8 protein-coding genes are annotated in these 20,587 nt (G+C 75.1%); 3 read left to right on the top strand and 5 right to left on the bottom strand.

The features are described 5' to 3' along the window. Nucleotides 1-117: 117 nt before the first annotated feature. Nucleotides 118-9,255, bottom strand: coding sequence for a non-ribosomal peptide synthetase/MFS transporter (locus AWQ70_RS41415; protein ID WP_067179549.1), 9,138 nt, complete (start codon nucleotides 9,253-9,255; stop codon nucleotides 118-120). Beyond that, nucleotides 9,252-14,123 carry a non-ribosomal peptide synthetase gene (locus AWQ70_RS23275; protein WP_169808726.1) on the bottom strand — a complete coding sequence of 1,624 codons (4,872 nt, stop codon included), beginning with the start codon at nucleotides 14,121-14,123 and terminating at the stop codon, nucleotides 9,252-9,254. The genes AWQ70_RS41415 and AWQ70_RS23275 overlap by 4 nt, the downstream gene beginning before the upstream one ends. A gap of 417 nt (nucleotides 14,124-14,540) precedes the next feature. Between AWQ70_RS23275 and AWQ70_RS23270 the strand changes: the two genes are divergently transcribed. Together AWQ70_RS23270 and AWQ70_RS23265 are read left to right on the top strand one after the other, a co-directional pair. After that, nucleotides 14,541-14,822 (top strand): hypothetical protein, encoded by a 282-nt coding sequence (locus AWQ70_RS23270; protein WP_067179545.1) that lies wholly within the window; start codon nucleotides 14,541-14,543, stop codon nucleotides 14,820-14,822. Between the two features lie 77 nt (nucleotides 14,823-14,899). After that, nucleotides 14,900-15,193, top strand: a complete 294-nt coding sequence (locus tag AWQ70_RS23265; protein WP_067179544.1) for a hypothetical protein — start codon at nucleotides 14,900-14,902, stop codon at nucleotides 15,191-15,193. Between the two features lie 169 nt (nucleotides 15,194-15,362). Here AWQ70_RS23265 and AWQ70_RS23260 read toward each other — a convergent pair whose 3' ends face one another. Then, nucleotides 15,363-15,971: a TetR/AcrR family transcriptional regulator gene (locus AWQ70_RS23260; RefSeq protein ID WP_067179539.1), complete on the bottom strand. Its 609-nt coding sequence runs from the start codon at nucleotides 15,969-15,971 to the stop codon at nucleotides 15,363-15,365. Between the two features lie 29 nt (nucleotides 15,972-16,000). On the opposite strand from AWQ70_RS23260, the gene AWQ70_RS23255 reads away from it, so the two are divergent. After that, nucleotides 16,001-17,794 (top strand): amidohydrolase, encoded by a 1,794-nt coding sequence (locus tag AWQ70_RS23255; protein ID WP_218004622.1) that lies wholly within the window; start codon nucleotides 16,001-16,003, stop codon nucleotides 17,792-17,794. A gap of 54 nt (nucleotides 17,795-17,848) precedes the next feature. Here AWQ70_RS23255 and AWQ70_RS23250 read toward each other — a convergent pair whose 3' ends face one another. Together AWQ70_RS23250 and AWQ70_RS23245 are read right to left on the bottom strand one after the other, a co-directional pair. Continuing rightward, on the bottom strand, nucleotides 17,849-18,946 hold the full coding sequence (locus AWQ70_RS23250) for a C45 family autoproteolytic acyltransferase/hydrolase (protein WP_067179535.1): 1,098 nt from the start codon (nucleotides 18,944-18,946) through the stop codon (nucleotides 17,849-17,851). Nucleotides 18,947-18,966: 20 nt separating this feature from the next. Then, nucleotides 18,967-20,583, bottom strand: a complete 1,617-nt coding sequence (locus AWQ70_RS23245) for an amidohydrolase (protein ID WP_067179533.1) — start codon at nucleotides 20,581-20,583, stop codon at nucleotides 18,967-18,969. Nucleotides 20,584-20,587: the final 4 nt, after the last annotated feature.

Genomic DNA, 20,587 nt, shown 5'->3' with positions numbered 1-20,587 from the left:
GCGCCCGTCGTCGTACGGAGGCCGGTATGCGGCCCCGGGGCCGATGTGCGGCCCCGGAACGCGCCGGACCCCGGGACCGGGTCACCCTGTGCCGCGGTCCCGGGGTCCGGTTCGAGGTCACCGGGTGAGGGCGTGCCGGTCGGCCTCCTCCTGCAGCTCGTCGAGGTCCGTGCTGATGACAGCCGTCGGGAGGGCGTCGGGCAGCTCGTCCTCGATGTGGCGCAGCCGCCTGATCCGCAACCCGACGACGCCCCACACCGCGAGGATCACGCCCGACACGGCCAGCATCACACCGATCGCCGGGCCCGTCGCCGCCCCGGTCAGCGACTCGGACCAGGAGGTGAGCGGCGCCGCCGTCAGGTAGCCCACCGGCGTCATCGCCGTGGCCAGCATCTGGTTCGTGGCCAGCACGCGGCCCTGCAGCTCGATCCTGACCTTGAGCTGGATGATCGACAGCCAGTGGGCGTTGATCACGCTGGTCGAGCCCCAGCGCAGGGCCAGCCCGACGGCGATCACCGGGATCACCGCCGCCGCTCCGGTCACGCCGACCAGGACGGTCGCCAGCCCCGCAAGGGCCACGAAGCCGACCATGCCGTCGGCGAGGCGGCGCGTGCCGCCCCAGACCATCATCACGACGCTGCCCAGCACCGCCCCGAGGCCGCCGACCGCCGTGACCACGCCCAGGTCGGCCGCGTCGCCGAGCGACAGCACCATGGGGGAGACCACGGCGAGCGTCAGCGCGGTGAAGTAGTTGACGACCATGAAGTATCCGGCCATCACCATCAGCGGGGGCCGCCGCACGAAGAACCGCCAGCCGCCGGCCACCGCCGACCGGAACGACTCCTCCCTGCGCCGGAACATCCGGTTCGGGATCCGTACGGCGAGCAGCGAGAAGAACGCGATCGCGAACGTCACCACGTCGGCGCCGACCACGACCGGCAGCCCGGCGAGCGCGACGAGCGCGCCCCCCGCGAGCGGCGCGACCAGGTTGCCCAGGCCGAGCCCGGCCTGCGCCAGCGCGTTGGCCTGCGGCAGGTACGGCTTGGGCACGAGCTGCGCGATGGCCGCCAGGTAGGCGGGACGGTGGAACGCGGTGACCACCGACGTGAGCGTCACGACGCCGCACACCACGACGAAGTCGAGCCGGTCCAGCCACAGGAGCACCGCCACGGCCGCCATGGCGAGGCCGTTGAGCGCGTCGCAGACCAGCATGATCCACCGCCGGTCGTACCGGTCGGCGACCGCGCCGCCCACCGGCCCCACCAGCACGGTCGGCAGCAGCGCCAGCATCGTGACCAGGGCGAAGTCGAAGACGGCCCCGCTGCGCTGGAACGTCCACACGCCCAGGCCGAACGAGCTGAGCGAGCTGCCGACCATCGACACGAGCTGGCCGAGCGCCACGGTGTAGAAACCGCCCAGGCCGCGCGGTCCGGCTCCCGCCGCCTGGCCCGACGCCCCGCCCGTACGAGTACCGTCCGTCCGGCCACCGTGCGCCGGTGCCGCGGGCGCCGAGGCTCCGGCTCCCGGCGGCCCGTCGCCCGGTGCGCCGGTCGCGGCGCCGGCGGGTGTCACCCGGTCCGTGTGCCGGGCACCGCCGGGTGCGCCGGACCGGTCGCCGTCAGCCTGCTCGTCCGCCGCTGTGCCGGGCTCGGTCCAGCGGCGCAGCGCCGCGGCCAGATGGTCGCCGAGCTGGTCGGCCTGGTGGCGCAGGAAGTAGTGCCCGGCGTTCGGGATCACCGCCAGTTCGACCCGGTCGGCGAAGGCCGTCCACTCCCGGTAGCGCTCCTCGTACAGCTCGGTGGCGCGGTCGGCGCCGCCGATGACGACCAGCACCGGCGCGCGCAGCCTGTGGCCTCCCGGCTCGGCCAGCCGCCGGGTGAACCACGCCTGCGCCTGGCGCGCGTCGTGCCTGAGCGCCTTGACGGCGGTCTCGACCGTGGCGCCCTCCAGGTCCTCGGGCAGGCCGCCCATCGCCCGCAGGACGTCGCGGTAGGCGCGGTCCGACAACCACCGGTCCGCGGGCAGGCGCCGGTTGAACCACGCGGACAACTTTCCGGGGAGCCGCGCGGTCGGGAAGCTGCCGCCGAGGAACACGCCGGTGACCGGCACGCCCGTCTCCTCCAGCCGCAGGGCCAGGGCGGTGGCGAGCGCCGTGCCGACGCAGTGGCCGTAGACCGAGATCGGCCCGTTCTCCCTGGCGGCGAGCTCGGCCACGCAGCGCTCGACCACCTCCTCCACCGGCTGCGGCTCCTCGTCGGGGCGGGCCGGGTCGTGTCCGGGCAGTTCGAGCGCCAGCACCTCCACGCCGTCGGGCAGTGCCTCGGCGAGCGGGCGGTAGACGGCCGCCGATCCTCCGCCGTACGGCACGCAGACCACGGTCGCGGTCACCGTGCCGCCCGCCTTCGGGCCGCCGAGCCGGTGCAGCAGCCCGCCGCCCTGCCCACCGGAGCGGCCGTCGAGGAGGGCGGCCAGCTCGCGCACGGTCGGGTTGGTGAACAGGTCGATGACCCGCAGCCCCTCGTCGATCTCGTGTACGGCCTTGACCGCGACGAAGGAGTCGCCGCCCAGTGCGAAGAAGTCGTCGGTCGCGCCGACGGCGTCCAGGCCGAGCAGGCCCGCCCAGATCTCGGCGACGCGCCGTTCGGTGCCGGTGGCGGGGTCCACCCGCTCGCCCGCGCTCACCGTGCCCAGCTCGGCGACCAGCCGCGTACGGTCCACCTTGCCGTTGGCGTTCAGCGGGAAGGCGTCCAGCAGCGTGATGACCGAGGGCACCATGTAGTCGGGAAGCGCGTCGCGCAGCGCCGCCCGGATGCCGTCCACCGTCGGCGCCCCCTCCGGACGGGCGCCGGGTGCCGCCTCCGAGCCCGGCGCGGCGGAGTCCAGCGCTCCTGTGCCGGTCGCTCCTGTGCCGGTCGCCTCCGGGCCCGGCGCGGTGGGGACCAGCCAGGCGGCGAGACGCCGTCCCGTGCCCTCGCCCACCGGCAGGACCACGGCCTCCGCGATCCCGGGCAGGCCCCGGCACACAGAGGCCACCTCGCCGGGTTCGACCCGGTATCCCCGGATCTTCACCTGGTCGTCGATCCGGCCGAGGAACTCCACGAATCCCTCGGAGGTCACCCGGGCCCGGTCTCCCGATCTGTACCACCGGCCGTCGTCCCGCGTCACATAGCGCGGGTCCTCCGGATGTCCCAGATAGCCCCGCGCCACCTGCGGGCCGCCGATCCACAGCTCGCCCGCCACGCCGTACGGCAGGGCGCGCCCGGCGCGGTCGGCCACGAAGCAGCGCGCCTCGGGGAGCGGCAGGCCCAGCGGGACGTTCGCGGTCGCCCGCGGCGCGTCCCCGGTCGAGCAGCCCAGCACCGCGACCGTCGTCTCGGTCGGGCCGTAGTGGACCTGGACCTCCAGGTCGGGCCGTACCTCCGCGATCCGGTCCACCAGCGACCACGGCACCGCCTCACCCGCGAGGACGAGTATCCGACGCGGCAGCACCGCCGACAGGTCGCCGTGCGAGGCCAGCAGCTCCAGGTGGCTGGGCACGCACTTGAGGAAGTCGACGGCGTGGCCGGTCATGTGGGCGGCGAAGGCGGGCGGGTCGGTCGCGGTGTCCCGGTCGAGCAGGTGCAGCGCGGCACCGGTGGTCAGCGCGCCGAAGACGTTGAGGATGCCGAGGTCGGCCGCGGCCGTGGACGCCAGCGCCCACGACCGGAGCGGCCCCGCCGGGGCGAGCCGGGACAGGATCCCGTCGAGGTAGGCGGTGATGTTCCGGTGTTCGACCGCCACACCCTTCGGCGTGCCGGTCGAGCCGGACGTGAAGATCACGTAGGCCAGGTCCTCGGGCCCGACCTCCACGCCGCCGGGCGGCGTCTGGACCGGCCCGCCGTCCGCCCGCGACGGCTCCCCACTCGTCGGCCCGGCCCCGTCCGACACGGCGTCCCGGCCGGGAGCGTCATCGGCTGAGGCGTCTTCGGCCGGGGGACCCGCGGCCGGGGGAGAGGGCACGACGGCGGTGACTCCGTCCGGCACGCGGGCCGCCAGGTCGGGGGCGCAGACCACGACACGGGCCCCGGCGGTGGACAACACCGCGGCGATCCGGTCGTCGGGCGCGGCGTCGTCGATCGGGACGTACCCCGCTCCCGCCTTGAGCGCGCCGAGCATGGCGACCGGCAGGTCACGGGTCCGCTCCATCAGGACCGCCACCCGGTCCCCGCGCTCCACGCCCGCCGCCCGCAGCCGGCCCGCGAGCAGGGCGGCCCGCTCCTCCAGCTCGCCGTACGTGAGAGTGCCGTCCGCCGCGACGACCGCCGTCGCCGACGGGGTCCGGGCCGCGTGCGCGGAGATCCGCCCGTGCAGGGTCGGCCCGCCGAGCGGCGTACGCCGGGGTCCCGTCAGCGTCGAGTCCGTGCCCGGATCGAGGTCGAGGTCGCCGATCAGGCGGCCGGGATCCGCCGTGATCTGGTCCAGGACCGCCACGAGGAACCCGGCCATCCGCCGCGCCGTCGCCTCGTCGAACAGCTCGGGACGGTACGCGAGGCCGGCCCGCAGCCCCGTGCCGGTGTCCTGGACGGTCCAGCTCAGGTCGAACTTCGCGGTCACCGGCCGCATCTCCACCGCCTCGGCGGCGAGACCGGGGAAGCCGGTGATCGGACCGGGCGCGTCGTAGACGTTGAGCAGCACCTGGGGCAGCGCCTGCCCTGATTCGAGCGGTTCGCCCGCGTGCGCGAACGCGTCCAGCGTCTCCGCGCGGGCCCGCTCGACCAGGCCGCCGCCGGTGAGGCCGTCCTCCACCGACGTACGGATGACCAGGGTCTGCAGGAAGCAGCCGACGAGCCGTTCGGTCTCGGGATGCCGCCGGCCGGACTCGGGCACCGCCACGGCGATGTCGGAGCCGCCCGACATCCGCGCGAGCATCGCCTGGAGGCCCGCGAGCAGCACCATGAACGTCGTCGCGCCGCGCGCGGACGCCAGCGCCCGCACCCGGGCGGCCAGCCCGTCCGGCAGCTCCAGGTCCAGCAGCCCCACTCCGGTGCCGGGGGCGGCCGGCCGCATCCGATCGGCGGGAAGCGCGATCTCGGCGGGCATCCCGTCGAGCTTGGCCGCCCACCAGCCGGGATCCGTCGCCTCGGCGGACAGCCGCTGCCATTCCGCGACGTCGGCGAACTGGCGGTCGAGGGCGGCGGGCGCGGGCCGGGCCCCCGTGCGCGCCGCGTAGAGGTCGGCGAGATCGCGGAGCAGGACGCCGCGCGACCAGGCGTCGCTGGCGATGTGATGGAGCACGAGGGCGAGCACGTGCTCGCGCGGGCCGAGCACCAGGATCGCCGCGCGCAGCGGATACTCCTCCGCCAGCCGGAACGGCCGCACGGCCAGCTCGGCGAGGCGCGCCGCCACCGCCGGATCGTCGGCCCGCCTCCCCGGAGTGGACGTGTCCAGGTGGGAGACCACCTCCACGACGACCCGTGACGCCGGACCGGTCACCGCGTACGGCTCCGCGTCGCGGACCTCGACGGTCGAGCGCAGCACCTCGTGCCGCTCGGCCAGGTCCACGACCGCGAGCCGGAGCGCCTCCGCGTCGAGTTCGCCGTCGAACCGGATCACGACCGGCACGTTGTAGGCCGCGCTGTCCGGGTCCACCTCTCCGGCGAGCCACATCTGGCGCTGGAGCGGGGTCAGCGGGATCGGGTCGGTGCCCTCGCGCCGGGGGATCGCGGCGGGCGCGGGAGCCGTCCCGCTCCCGGGCAGCGCGTCCAGCGCGGCGGCCAGGTCGGCGAGCACCGGGTGCTCGAAGATCAGCCGCAGCGGGACCGTCACCCCGAGCGCCGGGCCGAGCCTCCCCGCCACGCGGACGGCGGTGAAGGAGTCGCCGCCCAGCGCGAAGAAGTCCGCCTCCGCCCCGATCGAGCCATACGCGGCCGCGCCGCCCGAGCCGTCCGCGTCGTTCGCAGCCCCACCACCGGAGCCGTCCATGCTCACGCCGATCGGACGGCCGCCGCTGCCGCGCGTGCTCGCGGCGGCGGCCCTGGCCCCGAGGAGCTCCGCCCAGATCTGTGCGATCAGCCGTTCGCTGTCCGTCTCGGGGGCGCGGCCCGCGCCGTCCGCCGTGAGGCCGCCGGACGGTGCGTCCGCGAGCCCGTCGAGCAGGCGGGCCCGGTCCACCTTGCCGTTCGCGTTGAGCGGCAGCGCCTCCACGAGCGTGATCGCCGAAGGCACCATGTAGTCGGGCAGCACGCGTCGCAGCGCCGCGCGGATCCCCTCCGCCGTCGGCGCCGCGCCGGTCGCCGCTTCGTCCGCGCGGTCCGGCGTCGCGGCCGGGCTCACGTCGGTCGGTGCCGTGCCGGTCGACGGGGTGCCGGTCGGCGGGGTGCCCGCCGACGCCGGGGCGGGAACCAGCCAGGCGGCCAGCCGCCGCGCCGATCCCTCGCCCGTGGGAAGCACGACCGCCTCCGCGATCCCGGGCAGGGCCCGGCAGGCGGCGGCGACCTCACCCGGCTCGACGCGGTATCCCCGGATCTTGACCTGGTCGTCGATCCGGCCGAGGAACTCCACGACCCCGTCACGGGTGACGCGCACCCGGTCACCGGACCGGTAGTAACGGCCGTCCGCGCGCTCCACGTAGCGCGCGTCACCGGGATCGCCCAGATATCCCCGGGCGACCTGGGGGCCGCCGATCCACAGCTCGCCCGCCACGCCGTGCGGCACGGCACGCCCGGCCGGGTCGGCGACGAAGCAGCGCACGCCGGGGAAGGGCGTGCCGAGCGGCGCCACCGCGCCCGTGCGCGGAGTGGAGCCGGTCGCGCAGCCGAGCACCGAGACCGTGGTCTCGGTCGGGCCGTAGTGGACCTGGACCTCCAGGTCGGGCCGCGCCTCCGCGATCCGGTCGATCAGCGTCCAGGGGGTCGCCTCGCCGGCCAGCACGAGCAGGCGGCGGGGCAGCACCGCCGCGAGGTCGCCGTGCGCGGCCAGGAGTTCGAGCTGGCTGGGCACGCACTTCACGGCGTCCACCTCGTGGCGGCGCAGCCAGGCCGCGTACGCGTCGGGATCGACGGCCGACTCCCGGCCGAGCACGTGCAGCGCCGCGCCCGTGGTCAGCGCGCCGAAGACGTTCAGCAGGCCGAGGTCGGCGGCGATCGTCGAGACGAGCGCGTACGAGCGGGGGGCCGCCTCGCCCGAGCCGACCCGGGTGAGCACCGCGTCGAGGTACGCGGTCACCTGGCGATGCTCGACCGCGACCCCCTTGGGCGTGCCCGTCGAGCCGGACGTGAAGATCACGTAGGCGAGGTCTCCGCCGTCCGCCGCACCGCCGTCCCCTGGGCCCGAGGACGTCCCGTCAACGTCCGCCGCGCCGCCGTCTCGCGCGTCGTCCTCGCCGGAGGTCGAGCGGCTCACGGCACGGGGCGTCCCGGACGTCCCGTCGTCGTCCGCGTGGTCGCCGGGCGTGAGCGCGGTGACGCCGGCGGGCAGGCGGTCCGCGAGCCCGGGCGCGCAGACCGCGACCCGCACCCCGCCCGCCGCCACCATCGCGGCGATCCGGTCGGCGGGCGCGGCGTCGTCGATCGGCACGTACGCCGCCCCGGCCCTGAGCACGGCGAGCAGGGCGACCGGGAGGTCGCGGGTCCGCTCCATGAGGAGGGCGACCCGGTCGCCGCGCGTCACCCCGGCCGCGCGCAGGCGCCCGGCCAGGCGTTCCGCGTGAGCGTCCAGCTCCGCGTAGGTGAGGGCGCCGTCCGCCGCCACCACGGCCGTGGCCGACGGCGTACGGGCGGCCTGGGCGGCGATCCGGCCGTGCAGGGTCGGCTCGCCGAGCACGGGCGCCGCGGGCTCGGTGAGGGTGTGCCGGGCGCCGGGCTCCAGCTCCAGCTCGCCGACCGGGCGGTCCGGCTCCGCCACGAGCCGGTCCAGCAGCGAGCCGAACCAGCCCGCCAGGCGGGCGGCGGTGTCCGGCGCGTACAGGCCGGAGCGGTAGGTGAGCGTGCCGCGCAGCGTGGTGCCGTCGTCGAGGAACGTCCACGCCTGGTCGAACTTCGCCGCGAACGGCGGCACCTCGACCGTCTCGGCGGTCAGCCCGGGGAAACCGGCGACCTCCGCCGGGGCGTCGTAGACGTTGAGCAGCACATCGAACAGCGGCGCCGCCGTGCCGGACCGGGGAGGGCGCACCCGCTCCACGACGCGGTCGAACGGCACGTCCGCGTGGCCGAACACGTCGAGGGCGGCGGAGCGGGCCCGCCCGACCAGCTCACGGCCGGTGCCGGCGCCGTCCACGGTCCCGCGTACGACCAGGGTCTCGACCAGGCAGCCGACCAGGGACTCGGTCAGCGGGTGCCTGCGGCCGGACTCCGGCACTCCCACGGTGACGTCGGCGCTCGGCCCGGAGCCGCCGGACACCCGGGCGAGCGTGGCCTGGAGCGCCGCCAGGAGCACCATGAACACGGTCGCGCCGGTCTCGGAGGCCAGCGCGCGCAGCCGGGTGACAGTCTCGGGGGCGAGGGGCACGTCCACGACGCCGGCCCGCCATTCCAGGTCCGGCGGGCCGGGACGGACCTGATGGTCCGGAAGGAGCCCGGGGGAGGGTTCGAGCCCGGCGAGCCACTCCTCCCACCAATCCAGCGCCCGTTCGGTCTCGGGGGACGCGGCGCGTTCGGTGGCCCACGCGGCCACGTCCGAGTACCGCGTCTCGGGCGGGTCGAGCGCGGGTCCGGCGCCCAGGCGGAACCGGTACTGCGCCGCGAGATCGCCGAGGAGCAGCGGCTCCGACCACGCGTCGATCGCGATGTGGTGCATGAGCAGGAGCAGCACGTGCTCCCGGGGGCCGGCCGTGAGGAGGGTCGCCCGCAGCGGATACTCCTCCGCCAGCCGGAACGGCACCCGCGCCAGCTCCGCGATCCGGCCCTCGACCGCCTCGGGGGCGACCTCCTCCACCGCGACGTCGATCCCGTCCGCGCCGCCGGTCACCGCGTACGGCTCGCCGTCGCGGACCTCCACGGTCGAGCGCAGCACCTCGTGCCGCTCCACCACGTCCGCCACGGCCCGGCGCAGCGCGTCCACGTCCAGTTCGCCGCGCAGCCGCAGCGCCACGGGCACGTTGTAGGCGGGGCTGTCCCGCTCCATCTCGGACGCGAGCCACATGCGGCGCTGCACCGGCGACAGCCGCCACGGCCCGTCGTCCGTACGCCGCGGGATGGCCGCGGGGGCCGCCCGCCGGGCCTGCGCGATGCGCCGGTTGAGCAGCTCGCGCAGCTTGTCCTCACCGGAGACGACGGTCATGAGTGGGCCTCCTGTCCGGCCATCTCGGCGATGACCTGTCGTTCCACTTCGGCGGCGTAGTCGGCGAGCACGGGATGGTCGAACAGCAGCCGTACGGCGAGGTCGCAGGCGAGCGCCTCCCGCAGGCGGACCGTCACCCGGGTCGCCAGCAGGGACGTGCCGCCGAGCGCGAAGAAGTCGTCGCGCGCCCCCACGAGCGGCACCCGCAGGACCTCCTGCCAGATCTCGGCGGCGAACTCCTGCATGGGGCCTTCCGGCGGCGTGTGCTCCGCGGCGTCCGCCTCGACGCCCTCAAGCGCCCGCCGGTCGAGCTTCCCGCCGGCCGTGCGGGGCAGCGCGCCGTGCGCCGCCCACCGGCGCGGCACCATGTAGCCGGGCAGCCGGTCCCGCGCGTAGTCCTCCAGCTCCGCGGAGCGGGCCTCGCCGCGCCAGACGACATGGCCGATGAGGTGGGCGTCCGGCCCGCTCGTGGCCACCGCCGCGACGTCGGCGACGGCCGGGTGGCCGCGCAGCACCGCGTCGATCTCGCCCAGCTCGATGCGGTAGCCGCGCACCTTGACCTGGCCGTCCACGCGGCCGACGAAGTCGAGCGCCGGCGCGCCCGCGCCGTCGGAGACCCAGCGCACGATGTCGCCCGAGCGGTACCGCCGCCCCGGCGGCGCGACCTCGAGGTCGGGGACGAAGGCGGCGGCGGTCAGGTCCGGGCGCCCCCGGTAGCCGCGCGCCACACCGGGCCCGCCCAGCCACAGCTCGCCCGGCACCCGGGGCGGAAGCAGGCGGCCGAGCGGATCCACGACGTAGAGGCGCTCTCCGGGGATCGGGTGGCCGATGGGGACGCTGTCCCCGACCGGCCCGGTGACCGGGTGCACGGTGGACGCCACCGTCACCTCGGCCGGGCCGTACGCGTTCCAGAGGCCGGCGGACCGCGTCCGCAGCTCCCGGGCCAGCGCCGGGTCGAGCGGCTCGCCGCCGACCAGCAGCCGCATCCCCGGACGGCCGCGCCAGCCAGCCTCGACCATCAGCCGCATCCGGCTCGGCGTGGTGAGCACCAGGGTGACCCCGGCCGTGTCGCACAGCTCGGCCAGCGCCCCGCCGTCGAACGCCGTCGCGGTGTCGGCCATGACCATGCGCGCTCCGGCGGTCAGCGTGGCCCACAGGTCGAACGCCGAGGCGTCGAACACCAGCGGCGACACGGCGAGCACGGCGTCGTCCGCGGTCAGGCCGGGATCGGCCTGGACGGAGGCGACGAACGCCGCCAGCGCCCGATGGGTGATCTCGATGCCCTTCGGGCGTCCGGTCGAGCCCGATGTGAAGATCACGTATGCGAGGCCGTCCGGGGCGGCGTCCGGGATCTCGCCGCGCGGCACGGCCATCAGGGCCTCCGCGTCGAGCACCGTCACGCCGTCGATCCCGGAGACCGCGGCACGCGCCTCGTCGCCGAGCGCGAGCACCCGCCGCACTCCGCCGTCCTCGGCGATCGCCGCCAGCCGCATGGCCGGAAGGTCGGGGTCCATCGGCACGTACGCGCCGCCCGCCCGCAGCACGCCGAGCAGCACGGCGGGCAGGCGGTGGTCGCGCGGCAGGCTGACGCCGACCGGCGTCTCCGCCGTGACGCCGGCGGCGACGAGGCCGGTGGCGACCCTGGCGGAGACCTCCTCCAGCTCGCCGTAGGTCATCCGGCGCCCGGCCGCCTCGATCGCGACCCGGTCCGGGTCCTGGGCGAGGACGGCCTCCACGATGGTGCCGGGCGGCCGCACCTCGGCCCCGGTGCCCGCCGCGAGCAGCGCCGTACGCTCCTCGTCTGAGATCAGCGGCAGCGCGGAGACCGGTGCGGACGGGTCGGCGAGGCCGCGTTCGAGCGCGCGGAGCAGCGTGTCGGCCAGCCGCCCGGCGTCGGCCGCGTCGAAGCGCGACGTGGCGTACTCGACCAGCAGCTCGGGTCCGTCCGCCCCGGCGTTCACCAGGACGCTCAGTTCGGCGACCGCGCCGCCGCAGTCCAGCTCGCCGACCAGCTCGACCCTGACCGACGGGGCCTCCCGCCCGGCGTCCGGCGCGCTCTCCGATGCGATCTCCGATGCGATCTCCACGGCGACGGGCACGTCCTCCGGCTGCACGGACAACACGACCGGCGTCGGACCGGTGCCCGGAGCGCGGCGCACCGCGGCGGAGACCGCCGCCCCCGCCTGCTCCTGGTGGGCGAGCGCCTCCCTGATCGCCGCGCCCGCCGCGGCCACCAGATCACCGAACGCCGGGTCGTCCCCGAAACCCACCGGGACCGGCAGCACGCCGAGCAGCGGACCCATGACCGTGTCCAGGCCGGGCCGGTCGCGCTCCGCCGCGGTGACGCCGATCATCGTCTCGGCCCGCCCGGTCAGCCCGCCGACGACGGTGGCGAGCGCGGCCAGGTGGACCGCCGCCGGGGTGACGCCGCGCCCGGCGGCGAACCGCGCGATCCGCGCGTGCAGGGCCGGGTCGACCGCCCGCCGGATCCGCCGCCCCTCGTGCGTCGCCGTCCCCTCCGCGCCCAGCAGGCCGTACGGCACGGCGGCATCGGCGAGCGCCTCCCGCCAGTGGGCGATCTCGCGCTCCAGCGCCGCCTCCCGGCGCTCCTCCTCGGCCAGGGCGACGTCTCCGAGCTGGAGGGCGGGGTCGGGCACCGGCCGCCCGGCCAGCCCGGCGGCCAGCTCGTCGATCAGGATCCGGACCGACCAGCCGTCGAACCCGACATGGTCCGTCACCACGACCAGCTCGGCCGCCGCCGGCCCCGTCCAGGCGAGCACCGCGCGCAGCAGCGGCACGTCGCCGGTCAGCTCGAACGGGGTCGCCGCCCGGCCCGCGAGGTCGAGGATCGCTGACTCGCGCGCGTCCGCGGCCAGGCCGCGCAGGTCGTGCTCGTCCACGCGTACCGGCGCGGCGTCCCGGACGCGGACGACCGGCTCGCCGTCCCGCAGCTCGATCACGCTGCGCAGCGACTCGTGACGGCGCACGACGCCGTCCAGGGCGGCCCGGAAGCGGCCCGCGTCCTCGACGCCGGACACGCGGAACCGCATCGCGATCGTCGTGGCGCCGGTGCCGGGCTCCATCTCCCGTACGGCCCAGAACTGGCGCTGCATGTCCGTCAGCGGGTACAGGTCGCGCCCTCGGTGCCGGACCAGGGGAGCGCGCCCGCCGGATCCGCAGCGTACGAGCCGGGCCAGGGCCGCCACCGTCGGCTCGGCGAGGAACGCGTGCAGCGGCACCTCGGTCCCGAGATCGGCGCCCGCCCGCGCCACGACCCGCGCCGCCGCCAGGGAGTGCCCGCCGAGGTCGGTGAACCGGTCGTCCACGCCCACCCGCGCCGCCTCGACCCCGACCACGTCGGCGACGATCGCGGCGAGCCGCCGTTCGAGGTCGTCGCGCGGCGCGGTGCCCGCCCCGCCCGCGGCGGCGGCCCGTACGGCGCCGAGCGCCAGGCGATCGATCTTGCCGTTCGGGGTCAGCGGGAGGCGGTCGAGCAGGGCCACCCGGTCGGGCGCCATGTACCCGGGCAGGCGCCCGCGCAGGAAGTCCAGCAGCTCCCGCTCGTCCACGTCCTCGGCCTGGGCGTACCCGGCGAGCCGCCGGGTGCCGTCCGCGTCGGGCAGCGCCAGCACGGCGGCGGCGGTCACGCGGGGGTGCGCCGCCAGGGCGCGCTCGACCTCGCCCGGCTCGACCCGGTGGCCGCGGATCTTGACCTGGTCGTCGGCCCGCCCGGCGAAGTGGTAGACGCCGCCCTCGAAGCGGACCAGGTCGCCGGTCCGGTAGGTCCGCCCGACGCCGGGCAGCTCGACGAACCGGTCCCGCCCGTCGCCGGCCGGCCGGTTCAGATACCCGCGGGCCACCACGGGACCGCTCACCCACAGCTCGCCGGTCTCACCCTCGGCGACCTCGGCGCCGTCGGCGTCCCTGACGCTCACCAGGGCCCCCGCGATCGGCAGCCCGATCGGCGGGACGCCGGCCGCCCCGCGCGGGATCTCGTGCGCGAGGCACTGGATCGTGCACTCGGTCGGCCCGTACAGGTTGAGGACCCGGTCGACCCGCGGGTTCCGGTAGATCTCCTCGATCAGCTCGGGCCAGGCCGCCTCGGCTCCCGAGTGGACGAGGCGGGCGCGCGGGGGCAGCGGGCCGGTGCGCAGCAGCGCCGCCAGCACGGACGGCGGCCCGCCGAGGGCCGTGACCTCGTCGCGTGCGGCAAGGCCCGGCAGCGCGAGCAGGTTGTCGGCCAGGATCACGGTGCCGCCCGCCATCAGCGGGGCGAAGATCTCCATCACCGACGGGTCGAAGCAGACCGACGTGGCGGCCAGGTTGCCGGCGAGCGCCTCGGGCCCCCACGTCTCGACGATCCAGGCGAGCTGGTTCAGCACGCTGCGGTGCTCGACGGCCACGCCCTTCGGCCGCCCGGTCGACCCGGACGTGTAGATGACGTACGCGAGGTTCTCCGGCGAGACGGCGGCGCCGGGGTCGGTGTCCGGGGACTCGGCGTCGTCGGTGCCGACGTGGATGACCCGCGCGTCGGGGGCGTGGCCGAGGCCGGGAAGCGTGATCAGCGACTTGAGGCCGCTGTCGGCCGAGATGAGCCGGATCCGGTCCGGGGGATAGGCCGGGTCGAGGGGCACGTAGGCCGCCCCCGCCTTCAACACGCCGAGCAACGCGGGGATCAGGTGCTCTCCCCGGTCCAGAAGCACTCCGACCGGCTCCTCGCGGGCCACGCCGTTCCGCAGGAGGGTGTGCGCGATCCGGTTCGCGCGCCGATCCATCTCCTTGTAGGAGATTCGCAGATCACCGGCCACGTAGGCGATCGCGTCGGGTGTTCGCGTCGCCTGGGCCGTCACCGCCACATGAATGGTCACGGGCGCTGACATTAGACAGCCATGATCATGCAGTCGATGATATGTCACATGTTTGGTGCCAAAACGGTATAAGACTGCCTCATATCCCTTATTGCGGCCCAGCGATATCCGTGCCATATGCCTTCGGGCACCCGGTGGGGGAGGCCGTCCGGCCCCTCTCGGTCACCCCGCCGCGCTTCGCCTGTCCTGCCGCGCCCGGCCGGGGCCGCCGCCGGCCGCCGTACTGCGTGGCGGCGGCGGGGTCGCGAGAGCGGGCGTCGAAGCCCTCCCATGACGGCGACCCAGATATCTGATCTACAAGGTAAAGGCGCTTGCCCGAGATCGTTCCGAGATCTTCTCCGCGGAGGATGGAGCCGCTCGTGCACAACCCGTCCGCCCGGAAAACGCGTTGCCGCGGGACTCCCGCGAGGAGACACGATGCCTCTGGACCGATCCGCGAGCGCGACCGGCGCGTCCCCGGGATGGTCGCCGGAGACGTTCACCGAGATGGAGCGCGCGCCGAATCAGCTCCCGATCATCTACGGCACGGCCCGCCGCCTGTACCGGGACCTGCTGGCGGCCGGCGCGCTGACCCTCGTCCCCGGCATGGCGCTCCCGTCGGCCGTGCTGGCCGCCATGGGACACCGGGTCGTCGTCGTCAACGGGTCGCCGCACCTGCTCGGCGGCACGCGCCCGGCCTGCTGTACGCGGGCTACCTGACCGGCAACCCGCTCGGCCTGACCGCCTGCCGCGATCCGGAGTTCTCCGGGACTCCGGGCACCGCGCGGATCACCGAGGTGGTCGCCCCGGGTGCGCCCGCCCTGACGCTGGACCGGCGCGGCCGTCCCCTCCTGGCCGGGTACGACCGGAACGGGCCGCTGCTGGCCTTCCTCGCCTGCGAGGACGACGACTGCGCCCGCCGGACGACCGCCCCGCTCGTGTCCGCGTACGGGGGCTGCGGATTCTTCGACCTGGCCATCGGGCCCGACGGCCGGCCGCGCCTCCTCTGGTACGGACGGCTCCGGCCCGGCGACGACGACGCCTACCACTTCCTGACCTGCGCCGACGCCCGCTGCTCAGTAGGAGCGTGAGGCCGCCGGGAGGGTGAGCGGGCGGGTGGATCGCGGACCTCCCGTGACCCGCCGATCGGCCCGCTGAGGGCGGACCGGGCGGCGTCCCGGCCGATCGGGGACGCGGCACGCTATTGACGCGCGCGGCGCCGCTCGTGATACTCCGATCAAAGTTAAATTTGATTCAAATTCAAGTAGGTGGCGCGATGCGCAGCTCACCGGTGGCGTGCCTCAACGCGGTCCCCACGGCCCGCTCCTGGCTGAGGCGGCCGATGAGCACGTGGACCGCCAGGCCGTCCAGCAGGGCGTTGAACCACGGCAGGAAGTCCTCGACGGCGACCGCGCGGAAGATCCCGCTCGCCGCGCCGTCCTCGATGATCGCGGTGAGATCCCGCATCCAGCCGTTGTCGATCTCCTGCGCGGTTCGGCTCATCTCGTCGTTGGTCACCGAGCGCAGCCAGGCCTCCAGCCAGAGCTTCCAGGAGACGTCGTGCCTGTCAACGGGCAGGTAGAGCCGGATGTACCGTTCGAGCCGCTCTTCGGGATCGGGGACCCCGTCCAGCTCGCTCGCCCGGCGCTCGGCGAGCAGGCGCTCGCTCCAGCGGAAGGTCTCGGCGAGGATCCGGTCCCTCGACTGGAAGTAGTACAGCACCCGTGCCGGGCTCATCCCCGCGCGGTCGGCGATCTGCTGAACCTGGATCTCGGCGACGGGCCGCTCCGCGACCTCGGCCAGCGCGGCCTCCAGCACGATGCGGCGTGCCTGGCGGCCACGCTCCTGCGTCTTGGTCCGGTCAGCCATCCGCCCATCGCATTCAGAAGGAGAACCCCGTGGAGAATATCCTCCGCCGCAGGACCGTGCTGACCGCCGGCGCCCTCACAGCCGCCGTCGCGGCCACCGAGGCCGCCTTCGCCCCGGCGGCCGGCGCCGCCGCCGGCCCCGCCGACGTCGTCTTCACCGACGGGTACGTCTACACCGTCGACGCCGCCGACAGCGTCCATCAGGCGCTGGCCGTGTCCGGCGGCCGCATCGTCTACGTCGGCACCACCGAGGGCGCCTCCCGGTACGTCGGCAAGGGGACGAAGGTCGTGAACCTGGGGGGCCGGATGCTGATGCCGGGCCTGCACGACGGCCACCTTCACGAGATGTCCGGCGGCAAGGGCCTGCTCGACTGTGACCTGAAATACGCCGCCCTCACCGTCGAGGAGTTCCGGACGACCATCCAGGAGTACCTCGACAAGACCGCGGAGAAGGAGCCGGACGGCTGGGTCAGCGTCGTCAACTGGTACCAGCAGGCCATCCGGCCCGCGGGAACGAAACTCACCAAGGCCGACCTGGACGTCCTGGACACCAAGCGGCCCATCATCGTCCAGTCCAGCGACGGGCACACCGTGCTGGTGAACAGCCGGGCGCTGGAGCTGGCGGGGATCACGTCCGCCACCAAGAACCCGCCCGACGGAGTCATCGAACACGACGCGGAGGGCCGGCCGACCGGCATCCTGCAGGACGGCGCCGGGAACCTGGTCGACGCGAAGATCCCCCGGCCCACCCGTGCGGAGAACCTGAAGATCGCCCGTACGGCGCTGGCCGCGCTGGCCGCGCAAGGGGTGACCACGTTCATGGACGCCATCGCGACCGAGGACGCGCTGCGCGCCTTCACCACGCTCGCCGAGCAGGGGCGGCTCACCGCGCGGGCGCACTTCGCGCACCTGGTCGAGGTGACCGACACCGACCCGGTGCCGGAGCTGTCGCGGCTGCGGCGCACGTACGACGGCGGCCGGATCAAGCCCAGGCCGGGCGTCGCCGTACGCAACGCCAAGCTGTTCATGGACGGCGTCCTGCAGCATCCCGCCCAGACGGCGAGCCTGCTGGAGCCGTACCTGGTGCACAAGCACAAGCACTGGGTGCCAGGCAAGAAGATGGGCGAGCAGTACTGGGAGCCGGCCAAGCTGAACGCCGTCGTGCGGAAGATCGCGGCGGCCGGGTTCGATCCGCACATCCACGCCATCGGCGACCGGGCGGTCCGGATCGCACTGGACGCGTACGCCGGCCTGCGCAGGGCCGGGAACCGCACCGTGCGTCCCGCGATCGCGCACGCCGAGCTGGTCGATCCCGCCGACATCCCCCGCTTCGCCAAGCTGAACGTCACCGCCGCGATGGGATTCCACTGGGCCAAGCCCGCCCCCGACTCCGTCGAGTCGGTCAAGCCGTATCTGGGCACCCGCCGCTGGGCCAACTACGAGCCGGAAGGCGACATCCTCCGCGCCGGCGGCCGCATCTCGCTGGGGAGCGACTGGCCGGTCGATCCGCTGGACGAGTGGGGCGCGATCAGGACCGTCATCACCCGCACCGCCGCCCCGGACAGCCCGTACGCCGAGCAGGGCGCGATGACCCCGCACCAGCGGCTCTCCCGGGCCGCCGCCATCCGGGCGGTCACCTTCAACGGCGCGTACCAGCTCAGGCAGGAGGCGTACACCGGCTCGCTCGAGGCCGGCAAGTTCGCCGACCTCATCGTGCTCGACCGCAACGTGATGAAGGTGCCCGCCGAGCAGATCGCCCAGACCGAGGTCCTGCTCACCATGGTCGGCGGAAAGGTCGTGCACGGCACCACCGAGTTCGACTGATCATCACCCCGGACGGGCTCCCGGGGAGCCCGTCCGGGTCGGCGCGCCGTGCGGTCAGGCCGTGAGCACCCGCCAGGGCCGGTCCCGTGCGTCCAGCGGCGAACCGTCGGCGACGCGCGCCGTCCGGAGCGCGGGTTCGAGCACGACGGTGGCGAGGGTGGCCCACCGCTGGCCGAGTGGCAGGGACATGTCCGGCACGCAGCACAACCGCGGCTCGCCCGGGCCGGAGTGGAGGAAGCCGAGCAGTTCGCGCGCGTCGCGCGGCTCCGGCCGCCGCGCGAGGCGGGCGGCCACGAGGTCGTACCGCTCGCCCGAGTCCGGCTGGTAGAGCTCGTTCTTCTCGCCCTCTCGGGGGGTCGGGGAGAGGAAGTGGTTGGTGCGGATGACGGTCCCGCCGACCGGCTCGACGACGAACACCCCGACCGGGGTGATGTCGGTGGTGACGACGGTCTCGTGGTCGAAGAGGGTGAACGAGCTCGACGCGCTGACCGGCGCCGAACGCACGAGGTCGAGCGCCTCCGCGACCGACCCGGCCTCCTCCAGCACGGCGGCGGCGAGGACATGCACCGGGACGCCGCCGACGCCGTCCTCGCGATGCCCGAGGATGTTGAAGTGCAGCGCGAGCCCGGCCGAGTTCACCCCGACCTTCCCGAGGATGCCGTGCTCCGTGAGCCCGACCACGTCGTACCGTCCGCCGCGCACCTCGTGCGTGTGCCAGTACGGCGCGAGCTCCACGTGCCAGTCCCAGGTCTGCGCGCCGAAGGTGCGCCCGCCGTTCCCGCCGTTCCCGCCGTTCTCGCGGGTCTCCAGCCGGTGGACGATGGTCGAGCACTCGCCGGGACGGCCCTCGGCGCTCTGCGCGAGGATCTCGGTGCGCGCGTTGAGCGCGTGGACCCGCCAGGGGTCGATCCCGGCGCCCGCGGCGACGCCGTCCAGCTCCTCCCGCAGGCGCGGGCGGAACGCGCCGATCACGTCAGCCGTGCGCCGCGCGTCCTCGCGTACGCGCTCCTCGGTCAGGTCGGCCCGCCGGAAGAGCTCGGCGTACAGGCCGAGCCCGCCGGGGAGGGTGTCGCGCAGCCGTTCGCCGCGCTCCCTGCCGCGCTCGAAGGGGTCGGACGCGCTGACGGCGATGTGTCGCCTTTCGGGGTTCATGTCTTCCTTCGTTCGGGGGTTCAGCCGTGCTGCGGGCGGCCGTCGACGACCGTGGCGATCACGGGGTTGACGGCCTGCCGCTCGGGGGTGAGCCGCAGCGGGTTCTCGGCGAAGAGGGTGAAGTCGGCCTCGTACCCCGGCGCGACGCGCCCTCGGCTCGTGGCCCGGCCGGCGGCGATCGCGGCGTGGGTGGTGAGGCCCTCGTAGGCCATGCGGGCGGTGAGCGCCTGCTCCGGCTGCACCGGCGCGGTTCCCGGCTCCTCCACGGGACGGCGGAGCTGCGCGTCGGCGAGGAGGACCCGCGGATCGGCCGTCCCGATGGGCCAGTCCGAGCCGAGGGCGACGACCGCGCCGCGCTCCCGCAGGTCCCGGCAGCGCCAGCCGCGCGACGCGCGTTCGGCGCCGAGCCGTACCGACCAGTTGTCGCTGCGGTCGGCGCGCGTGTGCCGGGTGCCGTGGACGGGCTGCATGCTCGCGACGACGCCGAGCCGCGCGAAGCGGTCGACCGTCTCGTCCGGGATGGTCTCGACGTGCTCGATCCGGTGCGGGGCGGCGGGCCCGGCGCCGACCTCGGCCACGGCGTCGAGGGCGAAGCGCACGGCGCGGTCGCCGATCGCGTGGGTGGCGGTGGGGACGCCGCGGCCGGCGAAGAACGCGACCGCCGCCCGGTAGGCGTCCGGGTCCGTCCACAGCGCCGCGTGGTTCTCCCCGTAGGCGTCCGGTTCCTCCAGCCAGGCCGTGCCGTTGTCGATCGTGCCGTCGAGCATGAACTTCACGCCCTCGACGCTCCAGCGCCGCCCGCGCAGGCCCAGGAGCGCGGCGATCTCCCGCCAGGTCTCCGGACCGGAGTCGGCGGGGACGAGCGGCGAGCAGCGCAGCTTGATCGGCAGCTCGGCGCGCGACTCGATGTCCAGGAAGATCTCGTGGCTGGGCGGGCCGAAGTCCATCGCGTGACCGCCGGTGAGCCCCGCGGCGGCCGTCTTCGCCAGCTCCGCGAGCACGTAGTCGGCCTGTTGCCGTACGGAAAGCGCCGGGTAGAGGGGCTCCACCAGCGCCATCGCGCTGAGTTCGAGGAGCAGCCCGCTCGGCGCGCCGTCGGGATGGAGCGCCACCGACGCCCGGTCGTCGAACGTCTCCCGCCCGGTCAGGCCGGCCAGTTCGATGACGCGCGGGCTGACGACGAGCGAGTGGGCGTCCCGGAGCAGCAGCGCGACGGGCCGGTTCGGCAGGGCCTCGGCGAGCATCCTGCCGTGCGGGGCGCCGTCGAAGACGTTCGGGTCGAGCGCGTGGCCGAAGATCCACTCGTCGTGCGCGGTGCCGGCCGCGGCGGACCGGAGCGCGCCGAGCACGCCGTCGAGGGTGGCGATCCCGTCGAGGTCGACGGCCCGGCCCAGCTCGACGGAGCCCCAGACCGGGTGCACGTGGCAGTCGGTGAGACCGGGGAGCAGGACGGCGTCCTCGTACCGGTGCACGACCGTGCGCGGCCCGAGATGACGCTCGGCGACCTCGGCGCCGCCGACCGCGAGCACGCGTCCACCGGTCACGGCGATCGCGGTGGGCCTCGGCCCCGGCTCCGGTGTTCCGTCGAACGGTTCGACCTCGCCGACGATGTAGACGGCGTCCGCCGCGATGTCCATCGAT

Source organism: Microtetraspora niveoalba, assembly GCF_001570405.1.
GTDB classification, from domain to species: Bacteria; Actinomycetota; Actinomycetes; order Streptosporangiales; family Streptosporangiaceae; genus Microtetraspora; species Microtetraspora niveoalba.
The sequence above is the reverse complement of the archived record's forward strand: the minus strand, read 5'-3'. Positions and strand labels throughout refer to the sequence as shown.